Genomic DNA, 13,785 nt, shown 5'->3' with positions numbered 1-13,785 from the left:
CATGGAGATCGCACTGTGGCAATGCCATGCGCGGCGGCGTCAGCCCTGCCTAGCGCGCGCAATGCACGGGCGCCACGCGCCCAGACTGGATACTGCCGGATGACCTGCGAAATCGGCTTGCAGGGGTCAGCATTGTCGACGCATGCGATCGAGTGCAGCCGCCAAGCCAGGTCGCCATATGCGGCTAAGCACCACGCTGGAAACCCCGGAAAAATCCGCGCGTGCGCAGTAGCGCCGCATGCACTTGCCCCCTACCACACGCATGGCACGGCACCGCAACTGCAACTGCAACGACCACAGCAAAAGCGATCCCGCGCACTGAGCCCCATCACGACAACGCCCCGCACAAGGCGGGGCGTTGCTGACAGCAGCCGAGGCGAGCCGTTACTTCTTCTTCGGGATGTACAGGTCGGTGATGGTGCCGTCGTACACCTCGGCCGCCATGCCGACCGATTCGCTCAGGGTCGGATGCGCGTGGATGGTGTGGCCGATGTCTTCGGCTTCGGCACCCATCTCGATCGCCAGGCCGATCTCGGCCAACAGGTCACCGGCATGCACGCCGACGATGGCGCCACCGATGATGCGGTGGGTGTCTTCGTCGAAGATCAGCTTGGTGAAGCCTTCGGTGCGGCCGATGCCGATCGCGCGGCCGCTGGCGGCCCACGGGAACTTGGCCACGCCGACCTTCAGGCCCTTGGCCTTGGCTTCGTTCTCGGTGACGCCGACCCAGGCGATTTCCGGGTTGGTGTACGCCACCGACGGAATCACCCGCGCCACCCATTCCTTCTTCTCGCCGGCAGCCACTTCAGCGGCCAGCTTGCCTTCGTGGGTGGCCTTGTGCGCCAGCATCGGGTTACCGACGATGTCGCCGATGGCGAAGATGTGCGGCACGTTGGTGCGCATCTGCCGGTCCACCGGGATGAAGCCGCGCTCGGTGACGGTGACGCCCGCCTTCTCCGCGCCGATCTTCTTGCCGTTGGGCGAGCGGCCCACGGCCACCAGCACGCGATCGAAGGCAGTCGCCTGCAGGCCGGGCTTCTCGCCCTCCACGGCCGCTTCGAAGGACACGGTGATGCCGCTCTTGTCGGCCTTCACGTCGGTAGCCTTGGTCTTGAGATGGACTTCGACGCCCTGCTTCTTCAGGCGATCGGCCAGCGGCTTGACCAGGTCCTTGTCGGCGCCCGGCATCAGCTGATCCATGAACTCGACCACGGTGACCTTGCTGCCCAACGCGCTGTACACCGTGGCCATTTCCAGGCCGATGATGCCGCCGCCAACCACCAGCAGGGTCTTGGGAATGTCGTGCAGTTCCAGCGCGTCGGTGGAGTCCATCACGCGCTTGTCGTCCCACGGGAAGTTGGGCAACTTCACCGCCTGCGACCCGGCGGCGATGACGCAATGCTCGAAGCGCAGCAGCTGCGTCTTGCCGTCGTCGCCGACGATCTCCAACTCGTTGGGCGAGACGAAGCTGGCCACACCGGTGACGGTGCGCACCTTGCGCTGCTTGGCCATGCTAGCCAGGCCGCCGGTGAGCTTGCCGACCACTTTTTCCTTGTACTCGCGCAGCTTGTCCAGGGTGATCTTGGGCTGGCCGAAGTCCACGCCGAAATCGCCGGCATGGGCCACTTCGTCGATCACCGCGGCGGCATGCAGCAGCGCCTTGGACGGGATGCAGCCGACGTTGAGGCAGACGCCGCCGAGGCTGGCGTAGCGCTCGATCAGCACCGTGTCCAGCCCCAGGTCGGCAGCGCGGAACGCGGCGGTGTAGCCGCCAGGGCCGGCGCCGAGCACCACCATCTTGCAGTCGATGTCCGCGGTCCTGCCGCTGGCCAGCGCCGGCTTGGGCGCTGCCGGCTCGGCCGGGGCGCGGTGCGACGGCGTCACCGGCGGCTTGCTGCCGGGTGCGGCGGCCGCGGGAGCTGCAGGCGCGGCGGCCTTGGTCTCGGCCTTGGCGGGCGCAGGCGCGGCGGCCTCGCCTTCGGTTTCCAGCAGCAGCACTACGGCGCCTTCGGACAAGTTGTCGCCAATCTTGACCTTGAGCTCTTTGACCACACCGGCAGCCGAAGACGGCACTTCCAGCGTGGCCTTGTCCGATTCCAGCGTGACCAGGCCCTGGTCCTTGGCCACGCTGTCGCCCACGGCGACCAGCACTTCGATGACGGGGACATCGCTGTAATCGCCGATGTCAGGAACCTTGATTTCAATGACCGCCATTTGCTTCTCCTGTGGCTTAACCGGCCGTGCCGGCAAGCGTCTGCTGGAGTTCATCCAGCGACGATTCGATTTGGGTCCAGCGCTTGTCGCGCTTCTTTTCCTTGCCGTCGCTGGCTTCGATCAGCAGCGCGGCCTGTTGCAGCAGCAGTTCGCCAGCGCCGCAGCTCGGGCGCGTGCCGCTGTAGCGCACGCCCTCGACCTGGAACGACAGCACTTCGCCCTCGGTCACCGGCGCGGTGCGGCCGCTCGGTGCCAGCTGGGTCAAGGCCGCGGTCCAGTTGCTGACCAGCCGTTTGGCCAACGCCGCCGGAATCGGGATCTCGACCGTTTCAGGCGTCTGCTCGGTGCGGAACTGCACACTGCCGCGATCGCTCTGGCTGACCCAGCTGTAGACGCGCTCGTCGGCGCGGCTGTGGCGCAGGGTCCAGTCGGCGCCGTCCTTACCCGGCACCAGCGACACGCCGCTTTCCACGCCACGTGTGGGCAGGGTCAGCAACGACAATGCCGGCTTGTTGCCGCCGTCGAGCAGCGTGCTCACCGCGGTGCCGTAGTTGCCCACGGCCGGTGGCCAGCCGCGCCCCAGCGTGCTGTCGCACTCGCGTGCCGTCGCGCAGGTCCACGGCAACACGCCGAGCACGGCGATCGTCAGCAGTGCAGTCCTCACAGCAGGACGCGACGCATGTCGGCCAGCACCTGGCTGAGGTAGGTGGTGAAGCGGGCCGCCAGCGCGCCGTCGATGACGCGGTGGTCGTAGCTCAGCGACAACGGCAGCATCAACGTCGGCACGAACTCCTTGCCGTTCCAGACCGGCTGCATCGCCGACTTGGACACGCCCAGGATCGCCACTTCCGGCGCATTGATGATCGGCGTGAACGCGGTGCCGCCGATGCCGCCGAGCGAGCTGATCGAGAAGCAGCCGCCGCTCATGTCGGCCGGGCCCAGCTTGCCGTCGCGCGCCTTCTTGGCCAGCTCGCCGCTTTCCTGGGCGATCTGCAGCACGCCCTTCTTGTCGACGTCGCGGATCACCGGCACCACCAACCCATTCGGCGTATCGGCGGCAAACCCGATGTTGATGTACTTCTTCAGCGTGAGGTTTTCGCCGGCCGCATCGAGCGAGGCGTTGAACTCGGGGAACTTCTTCAGCGCCGCGGCGCTGGCCTTGACCAGGAAGGCGAGCATGGTCAGCTTGATGCCGGCCTTCTCGTTTTCCTTGTTCAACGCCACGCGCAGTGCTTCCAGGTCGGTGATGTCGGCCGATTCGAACTGGGTGACGTGCGGAATCATGGCCCAGTTGCGCGCCAGGTTGGCACCGGAAATCTTCTTGATGCGCGACAGCGGCTGGGTTTCGGTCTCGCCGAACTTGCTGAAGTCCACCTTCGGCCAGGCCAGCAGGTTCAGGCCGTTGCCACCACCGGCCGGTGCGGCACCGGCTGCGGCAGGCGCGCCACCAGTGAGCGCGGCCTTGACGAAGCGCTGCACGTCTTCACGGGTGATGCGGCCGCCCTTTTCGCTGCCCTTGAGCTGGTTCAGATCCACGCCCAGCTGGCGTGCGAACACGCGCACCACCGGGCTGGCATAGGCCACCTTGGACGGCAGCACGCTGTCGGCGTCGAAGGTCACCGGCGGGCTGCTCGGGTTGCCGGCCGATGGCTGGCTGCCTTGCGAGGCGTCGCTGGAACGTGCGCCCTGCACCTGCGCGATCTCGCGCTGGGCCAGCTTGTCCGGCTCGGCCGACACCGCGACCGGCTCGACCTTGCCGGCAGTTTCGGCGGTGTCGGTGGTGGGTTTGGCCGGAGACTGCGCCGCACCGGCGCCGCCATCGCTGGCAGCGATGATCGCCACCACATTGCCCTGCGACAGGGTGTCGCCGACCTTGACCTTGAGCTCCTTGACAACGCCGGCGGCCGAGGACGGCACTTCCATCGTGGCCTTGTCCGATTCCAGCGTGACCAGGCTCTGGTCCTTGGCGACGGTATCGCCGACAGCGACCAGCACTTCGATCACCGGGATGTCGGTGTAGTCGCCGATATCGGGCACGCGCGCTTCGACCAGACCGCCTTCGGCGGCGGGTGCAGCCGGCGCGGCCTTGGCAGCAGGTGCCGGTGCAGCAGCGGGCGCGGCCTTGGCCGGAGCAGCAGGAGCAGCTGCTGCGGGCTTGGCCGCAGTGTCGGCGCCGGCATCGGCCACTTCGATCAGCGCCACCAGGGCGCCCTGCGACAGCGAATCGCCGACCTTGACCTTGATCTCCTTGACCACGCCGGACACCGACGAGGGCACTTCCATCGTGGCCTTGTCCGATTCCAGCGTGACCAGGCTCTGGTCCTTTGTGACCGTATCGCCGACCGACACCAGCACCTCGATTACCGGGACGTCGCTGTAGTCACCGATATCGGGGACAAGTGCTTCCTTGATTTCGGCCATACGGGGGAACTCCGGCAACAGATGGGGAAACCCCTATTGTGGCCGGCCACGGGCCGCAGCGCCAACCATTGGCGTCGAAAAAATCGCACGGCCCGCAGGATGCAGCGTCCGCGCACGCAGGTGCATGCTTATTTCGAGGCGCTTCGATCCACCTGCAACAGATGCAGTGGCTCGCCCGAGGGCAAACGATACGCCAGCGCATTGTCCAGCCCATCCAGCGCTTCGACGCGGTCACACAAGCGCTGCGCACGCGGGCGCAATGCACGCGCCTGCGGCTCGACCAGACGCTCGATGCGCGCTTCCAGCCCATCGAGCGAACGCAGCTGCATGTCGTTGCCGGTGAGCCCGGACTGCACCGCACCGGCGATCACATCGCCGATCAACTGCGGCAATACCTCGGCGACCAGCGCGCCGATGTCGTCGTCGATATTCACGGGTGTGAGCTGGCTTTTGCTGAAGCTCTGCTTCAAGCGCAGATCGATCTTTTCGCGCACGCTGGCTAGTTGCGCGCGGGTCGCCTCGGGACTGCGGCTGAACCCGGCCGCCACTTCGCCGAGCGCGGTGACCGCGATGTCGGCGGCCTCGCGCCCGACCTCCTGCGCCAGCGGCACCACCTCACGGGTCTGCCGCTCGAACTGGATCAGGCGGGTACGGTCGTCGGCACTCAGCGTCACCCAGCGATCGTCGACGAACAACGCGCCCTGGCGCATCACCAGGCGCTGCGGCGTCCCGGCGTTACGAATCAGGATGAGGCTGCGCGGATTGAGCGTGAGGTCATAATCGCTGCTGACATCGCACTGCATCTCGTCGGCAAGCGCCGCATCCGCTGCAGTGAACATACCCAGTGCGAGCGTTGCCGCCATCGTCATTGCATGTCTGATCGTCATCGCGGTGCTCCTTCATGTGCTGCCTGCACTGTGCGGCCACGCGCTGCGGGCTGCCTGTGCCGGACGCTGGCATGACTTATGGCGGCAGCTGGCGACGTGCTGGTTGCATGCGCACGCGCTGACGGGCGCGCATTGCGCAGACACGCATCATCGTCGGCGATTCATTGACGTGGGCCAGGGCCGCATCACCCCAACGCTTCGCGCACCGGTTGCCATGCGGCGCACAAACGCGGCAACGACCAAGCGGCGTTGGCCGGACTGGTGGACGGCAAGGCCAGCAGCGGTACGCTGCGCGCGTCCTGCGACAACAGCGGCCGTACATGGCGATGCCAGGCCTGCGCCGCCGCGGCGCCATTGCAGGCCACCATGCGCAGCTGCGGCAAACCTGCCAGCAACGCAGGCAGCGGATTGACCACCACACTGTCTGCGACGATCGCAGCATCCAGGCTGCCGCGACGCGCGCATTGGCCGATCACATCCCATAACCCGACACCCTGTGCGTTCAATGCCTGCATGCGTGCGGCATACATGGCAGCAGCATCAATACCCAAGAGGGCATGCATCACTGGCCAGAACCGATTGCGTGGATGCGCGTAATAGCGGCCCGCCTCCAACGAGGCGATACCTGGCATCGAGCCGAGTACCAAGACACGGCAATCGTTAGGAATGTGCGCTGGCAAGCCGTCACGCACGGCGTTTTTCGTCACGGCAATCGCATCTGCGTGAATGTCTTTTTCAGCTTGCATGTCGCAACCACGGCCTTCTTGGGAAAGTTCCTGAACAAACGAAATTTTAGCGGGTCGCAGGTGGGCGTGGATTCAGATTTTCAGGAATAGCTTTGGCGCGGCCCACTCCACGGGCCTAACAAAAATTATGCGAGGAGACCCCCAATGCGTGCCATTTCCATCCTGAGCCTGGCTGCTGTATCCGCACTTGCGATTGCACCGTCCGCGTTCGCGCAGGACACCACCTATACCGGCGATACCTCCTCGACTTCCACCAGCGCTGAGAGCGCGTCCGGCAAGCATTGGGCAGTGGTCGGCGGTGTCGCCTTGATCAAGCCGAAGAACGATCCGGCTCCGGGCCTGGACGTCGATGGCGGCCCGGCACCGACGCTGAGCGCCAGCTACTACATCAACGACAACTGGGCTGTTGAAGTGTGGGGCGCTGCCGACAAGTTCAATCACCGCGTCAACGCCGATGGCGTGGGCAAGGTGGGCACCGTCGAGCAGCAGCCGATCGCCATCAGCGGCCAGTACCACTTCGGCCAGGCCGACAATGTATTCCGTCCGTTCGTGGGCGTGGGCTACTACGAGTCGAACTTCAGCAACGAGAAGATCGATGCGGCGTCGACCACCGGTCAGCACGTTGGCCTGGATACCGCCAAGGGCGTGATCGGCACCGTCGGTGTTGACATGAACATCAACTCAACCTGGTTCGCACGTGCCGACGCCCGCTACATGCGTTCGCGTCCGGAACTGCGTGTCGGCGGCCAGGGCACCGGCAGCGAGCTGGAACTGGATCCGTGGACTGTTGGCTTCGGTGTCGGCGCGCGCTTCTAAGCACACCGATTGACTAAGTACCTCACCGAACAGGCCCGCAAGGGCCTGTTTTTTTTGATCCAAACCTCAGTTCGAAGGGAATTTTACGTCTAGGATTTCGTTGCGGGGGGGATAGATCGCGTAGAAATCAGCGCGACTTCTTCAGTTAAATATGGAGATACCATGAGCATAAGATGCCATGCAGCAGCGATATTTCTTCTTGCACTCGTTTCCTTTGGAGCTCAGGCTCAGACAACCGTCCCTACCACAGGACTTGGAACCTGCATTGACTTTATAACTTCCCAATCAACGACACTTACCGGACAAATAAACAGCAGCACCACTTTCAAGATCGCTTACGGCTCGGCCAGCTATACGGACATGCCCAATAAAGTTGTATATATCCGAAATTATAGCTGCGCGAGTCAAGATATGCCGGGCATGTATTTTACAGTCTCAGCCCTAGCCCATGAATTTGGTCATGTGAAATTCAATTATTCGTTTGCCAAAACGACTCGGCAAGCATATATAGATGAAGCATGTAAGATGGAAGGACTTGCCGTAACAAATAACATAGTTGCAAGGAATGAAATTTGGAGTTCCACTCAAAATAGCATAGACATTAAACTTGCAGCATCAAATCCCGAACAGCTTTTCGGGGCTTACTCTGCTGGAGGACCTAATGTCGTATCAAACGTTGGAAAATCCTTCTGCGCGAACAACGTAACCTCAACCACAGGACAGAACTACAACGTATATTATGGAGAGCAGTATGACAAACTTCCTTAACAGACTATCATATTCCCGCCTTACAATAACGCTAATTGCTGCCCTGATTGCACCTTCATTATATGCAACTAAAATTACAGCAGCGACAGCAGCGACAGCAGCGACAGCAGCGACAGCAGCGACAGCAGCGACAGCAGCGACAGCAGCGGATGCTGCTCGTACGTTTGAATTAGCCGAAGAAATTTCGAGAAATCTCAAAAAATCACCCTCTGAATTTATTAATTCATGGCCTGGAGCCAGAATTTCGACGCCGAATTTGAAAAACGAAGGAACGTATAAAGTTAGCGGAGGAATATTAAAGATAGGCGACCATCTGACTGCCAAGGACTCTTTCATATCAATATCAGCCGATAAAAAAAATATTGAATCAGTCCTACTCAGTCTGGAAGGCTCCTGTGTCTCTCGCCAGGACTTTAAAAGCCGCTACCCGAATTATCTGATTTCAAATATTCCGAGAGGACAGAGTAATTCAGAAACATTAACTTTGGCCGTCGTTAAAAACCATGAGAAGATGGAGTTCTCGTTCCCGGAAACCTCTCCAGATTGCCTAAGTGCCATCCGCATAGCACCAGCAGACGCGCAGATGCTCAAAGCTGCGGAAGCATTTAATTAATTAGGCATACTTGAAATTGTTACTGCTAGCACCGAGAGGGCTGGCAGTAACAATGGTTACACCTTAATACTACTCATCCTGACCGGATAAATGGTACCTAGTGAGACACAATCTGAGCACTTCTTGAAAGTCGAGGTTTGTAGAAACGCCAGTTATTTCGGGATTGTGAGTTGGTAAGGCTTCAATTTAAGGATCACCGCCAGTAGACGCTGCCGCGCAGGCGCGCGCTGCGCCAGCGCCACCACAGCAAGGTGGCATAGGCGAGCGCATAGCCGAGCAATACGCCGGCCGCGCCCAACAGGCTGGCGTGACTGAGCCACCCTTCCGAGGGCCAGGCAGCACCCTGCCAGGTGCTGCGCCACCCCTGCACCATGCCGGCGATCACGCGTGCCGCCACCAGCGCGGTCAAGACCAGCACCAGCCACAGATTGGGCCGGTAGAACAGCCCCTGCTGGGTGCGCTCGAAGCGGGTCAGACGCAGTGCCAGCAGCCCCAGCGCCAGCCCGCAGGCCCAGCCGAAGGTGGCATGGCTGATCGCGCCGGGCCAGAACGCGGCGGCGATCAACACGAAGATCACGAACAACACGGTGGAAAGGCCGGCCGAGACCAGATTGATCATCAACAGCCAGCCGCGTGCCTGCCGCCGCGCGGTACCGACACGAAAGCGCTGCACCAGCGACAACGGCAACAGCACCGCGAACACCGCCAGGGCGATGATCACGGCCAGCGGTATAGCGAGGAGAAGTGGCATCACATGCTCGTTGGCGGCGAAGGGTGGTTGGCAACACGTAACGAGCGGTCGTCCGGTGAACGTGGACGGCGCGCAGCAACCAGCATGTCCGCGGGGTGCATGCCGATGCCGAGCATCGACCACACCAGCCTGGCGGTGAGCGCAGTAGGTTTGATCGCCGCTCTTAGAATGCCGGCAGTACCGCGCCTTTGTACTTCTGTTCGATAAAGGCCTTCACTTCCGGGCTGGTCAATGCCTTGGCCAGCTTCTGCACGCGCGGGTCGTCCTTGTTGTCTGCGCGCGCCACCAGGAAGTTCACGTACGGCGACTCCTTGCTTTCGATCGCCAGCGCGTCGCGGGTGGGATTGAGCCCTGCATCGAGCGCGTAGTTGGTGTTGATCAGGGCCAGATCGACCTGATCCAGCACACGCGGCAACATCGCCGAATCGAGCTCGCGGAATTTCAGCTGCTTGGGGTTGTCGACGATGTCGCGCTGGGTAGACAGCGCGTTGCTCGGGTCCTTGAGTTTGATCACCCCGGCCTTGTCGAGCAGGATCAGCGCGCGGCTGTTGTTGCTCGGGTCGTTGGGGATCACCACGTCGGCGCCGCTCGGCAGATCGGCCAGCGCCTTGAAGCGGCGCGAGTACGCACCGAAGGGCTCGATATGCACGCCGACCACGGTCACCAGCTGGCTCTTGCGGTCGCGGTTGTAGGCATCCAGATAGGGCTCGGTCTGGAAGTAATTGACGTCGATCTGCTTCTGCACGACCTGGTCGTTGGGCTGTACGTAATCGTTGAATACGCGCACGTCCAGCTTCACGCCCTGCTTGGCCAGCAGCGGTTCGACCACTTCCAGGATTTCGGCGTGCGGCACGGCGGTGGCGGCCACGGTGAGGGTGTCGCCGCCACTGCCACCATTGCCGCCGCAGGACGCCAATGCCAGCGTGGCCGCAGCAAGAAGGGAACGAAACGCAAATGTGCTCATGAAAGGGTCCGTGGGAGGAGGAATGCGGACGGGCCGCAGGCGTTAAACCTAGCAGACCGCAGGTGCAGCGGCGATGCGGCGGCCCGCACGGGCTGTGCCTGCAAGACACACACCGGGGCGATGTCAGCGCATCCGCCTGCAGCCCGCAGCGGCGATGCACGCCGCAGCGGCATGCAGCGGCGCATCCACCAGCCGCGCGCAGCGACGCGACTGGCTCAGCGGCGGCTGTAGCGGGCCACCAAACGGTCGCCCAGCATCTGCAGCAGCTGCACCAGCACCAGCAAGGCGATGACGGTGATCAACGCGACGTCCGCATGCGAGCGCATATAGCCCTCGCGGTAGGCCACATCGCCCAGACCGCCGGAACCGATCGCCCCGCCCATGGCGGTGAACCCGATCAACGCGATGGTGGTGACGGTGGCGCCGGCGATCAGGCCAGGGCGCGCTTCTGGCAACAGCACCCACAGCACCAGCTGGCGGGTGGTGGCGCCCATCGCCTGGCTGGCTTCGATAATGCCGCGGTCCACCTCGCGTAATGCGGTTTCCACCAGGCGCGCATAGAACGGCGCGGCGCCCACCACCAGCGGCAGGATCGCGCCGCGCACGCCGAGCGAGGTGCCCATCAACGCCAGGGTGAGCGGAATCATCGCAATCATCAGGATGATGAAGGGCACCGAGCGCAGCAGGTTGATCACCAGCGCCAGCGCGCCGTACAGCACCGGGCGACGGCGCAGCTGCGGGGCGCCGCACAGGAACAGCGCAACCCCCAGCGGCAGGCCGATCAGCAAGGTCAGCGGCAGCGCGCCGGCCAGCATCAGCAAGGTGTCCAGGGTCGCCTGCCCGATGTCGCCCCACTTGGCGGCATCGAGATTGCGGAAGAAGCCGCCAGCGGCGGCGATCGGCAGCAGGTTCATACGCGCAGGTCCTCTACGTGCACGCCGGCGGCGACGAAGCCGGCGCGCGCTGCATTCTGGTCGCCACCGGTCAGGGCGACGATGAGCTGGCCATACGGCGTGTCCTTGATGCGGTCCACGCGCCCGGACAGGATGTTGTAGTCCACCCCGGTCTCGCGGGCGATGCGGCCCAGCACCGGCTCATAGGTGCCGTTACCCAGGAAGGTCAGCCGCACCACACGTCCGCCGACGGCGGCGAAATCGCGGTGCAGCTCGGCCTCGTCCACGTGCTCGGCTTCGGACACGAAGCGCCGCGTGGTGGCATGTTTGGGATGCAGGAAGACCTCGGTGACCGGGCCGGTTTCCACCAGTTTGCCGGCGTCCAGCACTGCCACGCGGTCGCAGACGCGGCGGATCACGTCCATCTCGTGGGTGATCAGCACGATGGTCAGGCCCAGCTCGCGGTTGATCTGCGCCAGCAGTTGCAGCACCGAGGCGGTGGTCTGCGGGTCCAGCGCGCTGGTGGCCTCGTCGCACAGCAGGATCTGCGGGCGGGTGGCCAGCGCACGCGCAATGCCCACGCGCTGCTTCTGGCCGCCGGATAGCTGCGCCGGATACTTGTTGGCGTGCTCCTGCAGGCCGACCCGCGCCAGCAGCTCGGCCACCCGCGCATCGATCTCGGCGCGCGCCGTGCCGGCCAGTTCCAGCGGAAAGGCGACATTGCCGGCCACGGTGCGCGAGGACAGCAGGTTGAAGTGCTGGAAGATCATGCCGATGCGCCGGCGCAAGCCACGCAGGCCCTGGCTATCCAGCGCGGTGACGTCTTCCTCGCCGATCAGCAATCGCCCACCGCTAGGCTCTTCCAGCCGGTTGATCAGCCGGATCAGCGTGGATTTGCCGGCACCGGAATGGCCGATGATGCCGAACACCTCGCCGGGGCCGATCCGCAGATCGAGCGGGTGCAACGCCACGATCTGGCGACCGTCGACGGAGTAAGACTTGTGCAGGCCCTGAAACTGGATCACAGCGGGTGGCCGATTGGGGGGTCGTGAAGCCTACCAGTCAATGTTTACGGCCGTCATTCCATTCGGTTCTATGGTTCGGGATTGGGGAGGCGTAACAGCGCAGCGCTCTTGCCCTTGCGAATCCCGAATCCCCAATCCCCACTCACGGCCGCTCAAGCGGCAACGGACGATCGGTCTGGCGAATCCGCTCCCGGCGCAGCAGATACAGGCCGCTGGCGACGATGATGCCGGCGCCGGTCCAGGTCCAGCCGTCGGGCAAGGTCTGCCACAGCAGCCAGTCCCAGCCGATCACCCAGACCAGGCCGGTGTATTCCAGCGGCGCGATCATCGAGGCTTCGCCGCGCAGGAACGCCTGGGTCAGCGCAATCTGCCCCAGCGCGCCGGCCAGGCCCATGCCGGCGATCAGCCAGCCGTGGCTTGCCCGCAGCGGCACCCAGTCGGGGATGGCCAGCACCCCGGCGCCGATCGCCATGAACAGCAAAAACCACACCACCATGGCCTGCGGCGTATCGGTGCGGGTCAGCAGGCTCACCGTGACCGCGGCGATGGCGTAGGCCGTGGCCGCCAGCAGCACCATCAGGCCAGGCAGCGAGACCAAGCCGCCCACGCCCGGGCGCAGCACCACGATGACCCCGACCAGGCCAATGCCGATCGCCGTCCAGCGCCGCGGCCCCACGTGCTCGCCCAGCAGCGGCACCGACAAGGCGGCCACCAGCAACGGCGCCACAAAGTAGATGGTGTAGGCGGTGGACAGCGGCATGCGCTTCAGGCCGTAGACGAAGCAGCCGATCATCACCATGCCCAAGGCCCCGCGCAGCAGATGCAGGCCCCAGCGCACCGGCAAGATGGCACGCGGCCCGGCTGTGGCGAACACCCACACCAGCACGAACGGCAGCGACGCGGCGCCACGCAACAGCGTCACCTGCAACGGCGGGTACTGCGCAGCCAGCAGCTTCATCGCCGCATCCATCAGCGAGAAGCAGGCCACGGCGGCGACCATCCAGGCGATGGCGGGGAGCGGAGAACGGGTGCTGGGCATGGGCGCATTATCGCCGTCGCAGCGCGCCGACCGCCATGCGTCGATGACGGCCATCGCGGCACGATGGCCTAGAATGGCGGCTGTTTTCAGCCAACAGGAGCTTTGCATGCCTTCCTTCGACGTGGTGTCCGAAGTCGACAAGCACGAACTGACCAATGCGATAGACCAGGCCAACCGTGAACTGGACACGCGTTTCGACTTCAAGGGCGTGGAAGCCAAGTTCGAACTGGAAGACGGCAAGGTCATCAACCAGTCCGCCCCCAGCGACTTCCAGCTCAAGCAGATGACCGACATCCTGCGGGCGCGGCTGTTGGCGCGCAGCATCGATGTGCGCTGCCTGGACTTTGGCGATGTGGAAACCAATCTGGCCGGCGCGCGGCAGAAGGTCACCGTCAAGCAGGGCCTCGAGCAGAAGCAGGCCAAGCAGCTGGTGGCCAAGCTCAAGGAAGCCAAGCTCAAGGTCGAAGCGCAGATCAACGGCGACAAGCTGCGCGTCACCGGCAAGAAGCGCGACGATCTGCAGGACGCGATGGCGCTGCTGAGAAAGGCCGATTTCGAGCAGCCGCTGCAGTTCGACAACTTTCGCGACTGAGCGTGGTTGAGCGATGCCGGTGAGTGCGGTGACCGACGCGCAGTGGGGCAACCGAG

14 protein-coding genes and 1 other RNA gene are annotated in these 13,785 nt (G+C 63.7%); 4 read left to right on the top strand and 11 right to left on the bottom strand.

Annotated features, from left to right (window positions below; genetic code table 11):
- Positions 1-384: 384 nt before the first annotated feature.
- From lpdA to ASF90_RS07580, 5 genes are all read right to left on the bottom strand, one after another.
- On the bottom strand, positions 385-2,214 hold the full coding sequence (lpdA, locus tag ASF90_RS07600; RefSeq protein WP_055847986.1) for a dihydrolipoyl dehydrogenase: 1,830 nt from the start codon (positions 2,212-2,214) through the stop codon (positions 385-387).
- A 16-nt stretch (positions 2,215-2,230) separates the two neighbouring features.
- Entirely contained in the window at positions 2,231-2,878 is a 648-nt protein-coding gene (locus ASF90_RS07595; RefSeq protein WP_055847983.1) for a hypothetical protein, read from the bottom strand.
- Positions 2,875-4,635 (bottom strand): dihydrolipoyllysine-residue acetyltransferase, encoded by a 1,761-nt coding sequence (locus ASF90_RS07590; RefSeq protein WP_055847980.1) that lies wholly within the window; start codon positions 4,633-4,635, stop codon positions 2,875-2,877. The genes ASF90_RS07595 and ASF90_RS07590 overlap by 4 nt, the downstream gene beginning before the upstream one ends.
- A gap of 128 nt (positions 4,636-4,763) precedes the next feature.
- Positions 4,764-5,522, bottom strand: a complete 759-nt coding sequence (locus ASF90_RS07585) for a DUF2884 family protein (protein WP_055847978.1) — start codon at positions 5,520-5,522, stop codon at positions 4,764-4,766.
- 185 nt (positions 5,523-5,707) lie between these two features.
- The gene (locus ASF90_RS07580) at positions 5,708-6,268 is read right to left on the bottom strand and encodes a DNA-deoxyinosine glycosylase (RefSeq protein ID WP_055847976.1); all 561 of its coding nucleotides are present in this window, start codon (positions 6,266-6,268) and stop codon (positions 5,708-5,710) included.
- A gap of 144 nt (positions 6,269-6,412) precedes the next feature.
- Here ASF90_RS07580 and ASF90_RS07575 point away from each other — a divergent pair, with 144 nt between their 5' ends.
- The 3 genes from ASF90_RS07575 to ASF90_RS21750 all read left to right on the top strand — a co-directional run bounded on the left by ASF90_RS07575 (position 6,413) and on the right by ASF90_RS21750 (position 8,465).
- Positions 6,413-7,084, top strand: a complete 672-nt coding sequence (locus ASF90_RS07575) for an OmpW family outer membrane protein (protein WP_055847974.1) — start codon at positions 6,413-6,415, stop codon at positions 7,082-7,084.
- A 162-nt stretch (positions 7,085-7,246) separates the two neighbouring features.
- Complete coding sequence (locus ASF90_RS21755) at positions 7,247-7,852, top strand: hypothetical protein (RefSeq protein ID WP_082473449.1); 606 nt, start codon at positions 7,247-7,249, stop codon at positions 7,850-7,852.
- The gene (locus ASF90_RS21750; protein WP_236699224.1) at positions 7,836-8,465 is read left to right on the top strand and encodes a hypothetical protein; all 630 of its coding nucleotides are present in this window, start codon (positions 7,836-7,838) and stop codon (positions 8,463-8,465) included. The genes ASF90_RS21755 and ASF90_RS21750 overlap by 17 nt, the downstream gene beginning before the upstream one ends.
- 193 nt (positions 8,466-8,658) lie before the next feature.
- Here ASF90_RS21750 and ASF90_RS07570 read toward each other — a convergent pair whose 3' ends face one another.
- The 6 genes from ASF90_RS07570 to ASF90_RS07550 all read right to left on the bottom strand — a co-directional run bounded on the left by ASF90_RS07570 (position 8,659) and on the right by ASF90_RS07550 (position 13,137).
- Positions 8,659-9,216 carry a hypothetical protein gene (locus tag ASF90_RS07570; protein WP_055847972.1) on the bottom strand — a complete coding sequence of 186 codons (558 nt, stop codon included), beginning with the start codon at positions 9,214-9,216 and terminating at the stop codon, positions 8,659-8,661.
- 25 nt (positions 9,217-9,241) lie between these two features.
- A non-coding RNA gene (locus tag ASF90_RS21745) (sX9 sRNA) lies at positions 9,242-9,317 on the bottom strand.
- 62 nt (positions 9,318-9,379) lie between these two features.
- On the bottom strand, positions 9,380-10,180 hold the full coding sequence (locus tag ASF90_RS07565; RefSeq protein WP_055847969.1) for a MetQ/NlpA family ABC transporter substrate-binding protein: 801 nt from the start codon (positions 10,178-10,180) through the stop codon (positions 9,380-9,382).
- Positions 10,181-10,395: 215 nt separating this feature from the next.
- Positions 10,396-11,088, bottom strand: coding sequence for a methionine ABC transporter permease (locus tag ASF90_RS07560; RefSeq protein WP_193552510.1), 693 nt, complete (start codon positions 11,086-11,088; stop codon positions 10,396-10,398).
- A 2-nt stretch (positions 11,089-11,090) separates the two neighbouring features.
- Entirely contained in the window at positions 11,091-12,098 is a 1,008-nt protein-coding gene (locus ASF90_RS07555; RefSeq protein WP_055847963.1) for a methionine ABC transporter ATP-binding protein, read from the bottom strand.
- Between the two features lie 142 nt (positions 12,099-12,240).
- A complete protein-coding gene (locus ASF90_RS07550; protein ID WP_055850236.1) occupies positions 12,241-13,137 on the bottom strand; it encodes a DMT family transporter in 897 nt (298 codons plus the stop codon).
- Positions 13,138-13,243: 106 nt separating this feature from the next.
- Here ASF90_RS07550 and ASF90_RS07545 point away from each other — a divergent pair, with 106 nt between their 5' ends.
- Positions 13,244-13,729, top strand: a complete 486-nt coding sequence (locus tag ASF90_RS07545; RefSeq protein ID WP_055847960.1) for a YajQ family cyclic di-GMP-binding protein — start codon at positions 13,244-13,246, stop codon at positions 13,727-13,729.
- Positions 13,730-13,785: the final 56 nt, after the last annotated feature.

This window comes from Xanthomonas sp. Leaf148 (assembly GCF_001423585.1).
In the GTDB taxonomy this organism is placed as follows: domain Bacteria; phylum Pseudomonadota; class Gammaproteobacteria; order Xanthomonadales; family Xanthomonadaceae; genus Xanthomonas.
This window is presented reverse-complemented; position numbering and strand designations above follow the sequence as displayed.

Coding starts and splice junctions, on each gene's coding strand:
- lpdA (WP_055847986.1), bottom strand. CDS start 2,214: ATGGCGGTCATTGAAATCAAGGTTCCTGACATCGGCGATTACAGCGAT.
- ASF90_RS07590 (WP_055847980.1), bottom strand. CDS start 4,635: ATGGCCGAAATCAAGGAAGCACTTGTCCCCGATATCGGTGACTACAGC.
- ASF90_RS07585 (WP_055847978.1), bottom strand. CDS start 5,522: ATGACGATCAGACATGCAATGACGATGGCGGCAACGCTCGCACTGGGT.
- ASF90_RS07580 (WP_055847976.1), bottom strand. CDS start 6,268: ATGCAAGCTGAAAAAGACATTCACGCAGATGCGATTGCCGTGACGAAA.
- ASF90_RS07575 (WP_055847974.1), top strand. CDS start 6,413: ATGCGTGCCATTTCCATCCTGAGCCTGGCTGCTGTATCCGCACTTGCG.
- ASF90_RS21755 (WP_082473449.1), top strand. CDS start 7,247: ATGAGCATAAGATGCCATGCAGCAGCGATATTTCTTCTTGCACTCGTT.
- ASF90_RS21750 (WP_236699224.1), top strand. CDS start 7,836: ATGACAAACTTCCTTAACAGACTATCATATTCCCGCCTTACAATAACG.
- ASF90_RS07570 (WP_055847972.1), bottom strand. CDS start 9,216: ATGCCACTTCTCCTCGCTATACCGCTGGCCGTGATCATCGCCCTGGCG.
- ASF90_RS07565 (WP_055847969.1), bottom strand. CDS start 10,180: ATGAGCACATTTGCGTTTCGTTCCCTTCTTGCTGCGGCCACGCTGGCA.
- ASF90_RS07550 (WP_055850236.1), bottom strand. CDS start 13,137: ATGCCCAGCACCCGTTCTCCGCTCCCCGCCATCGCCTGGATGGTCGCC.
- ASF90_RS07545 (WP_055847960.1), top strand. CDS start 13,244: ATGCCTTCCTTCGACGTGGTGTCCGAAGTCGACAAGCACGAACTGACC.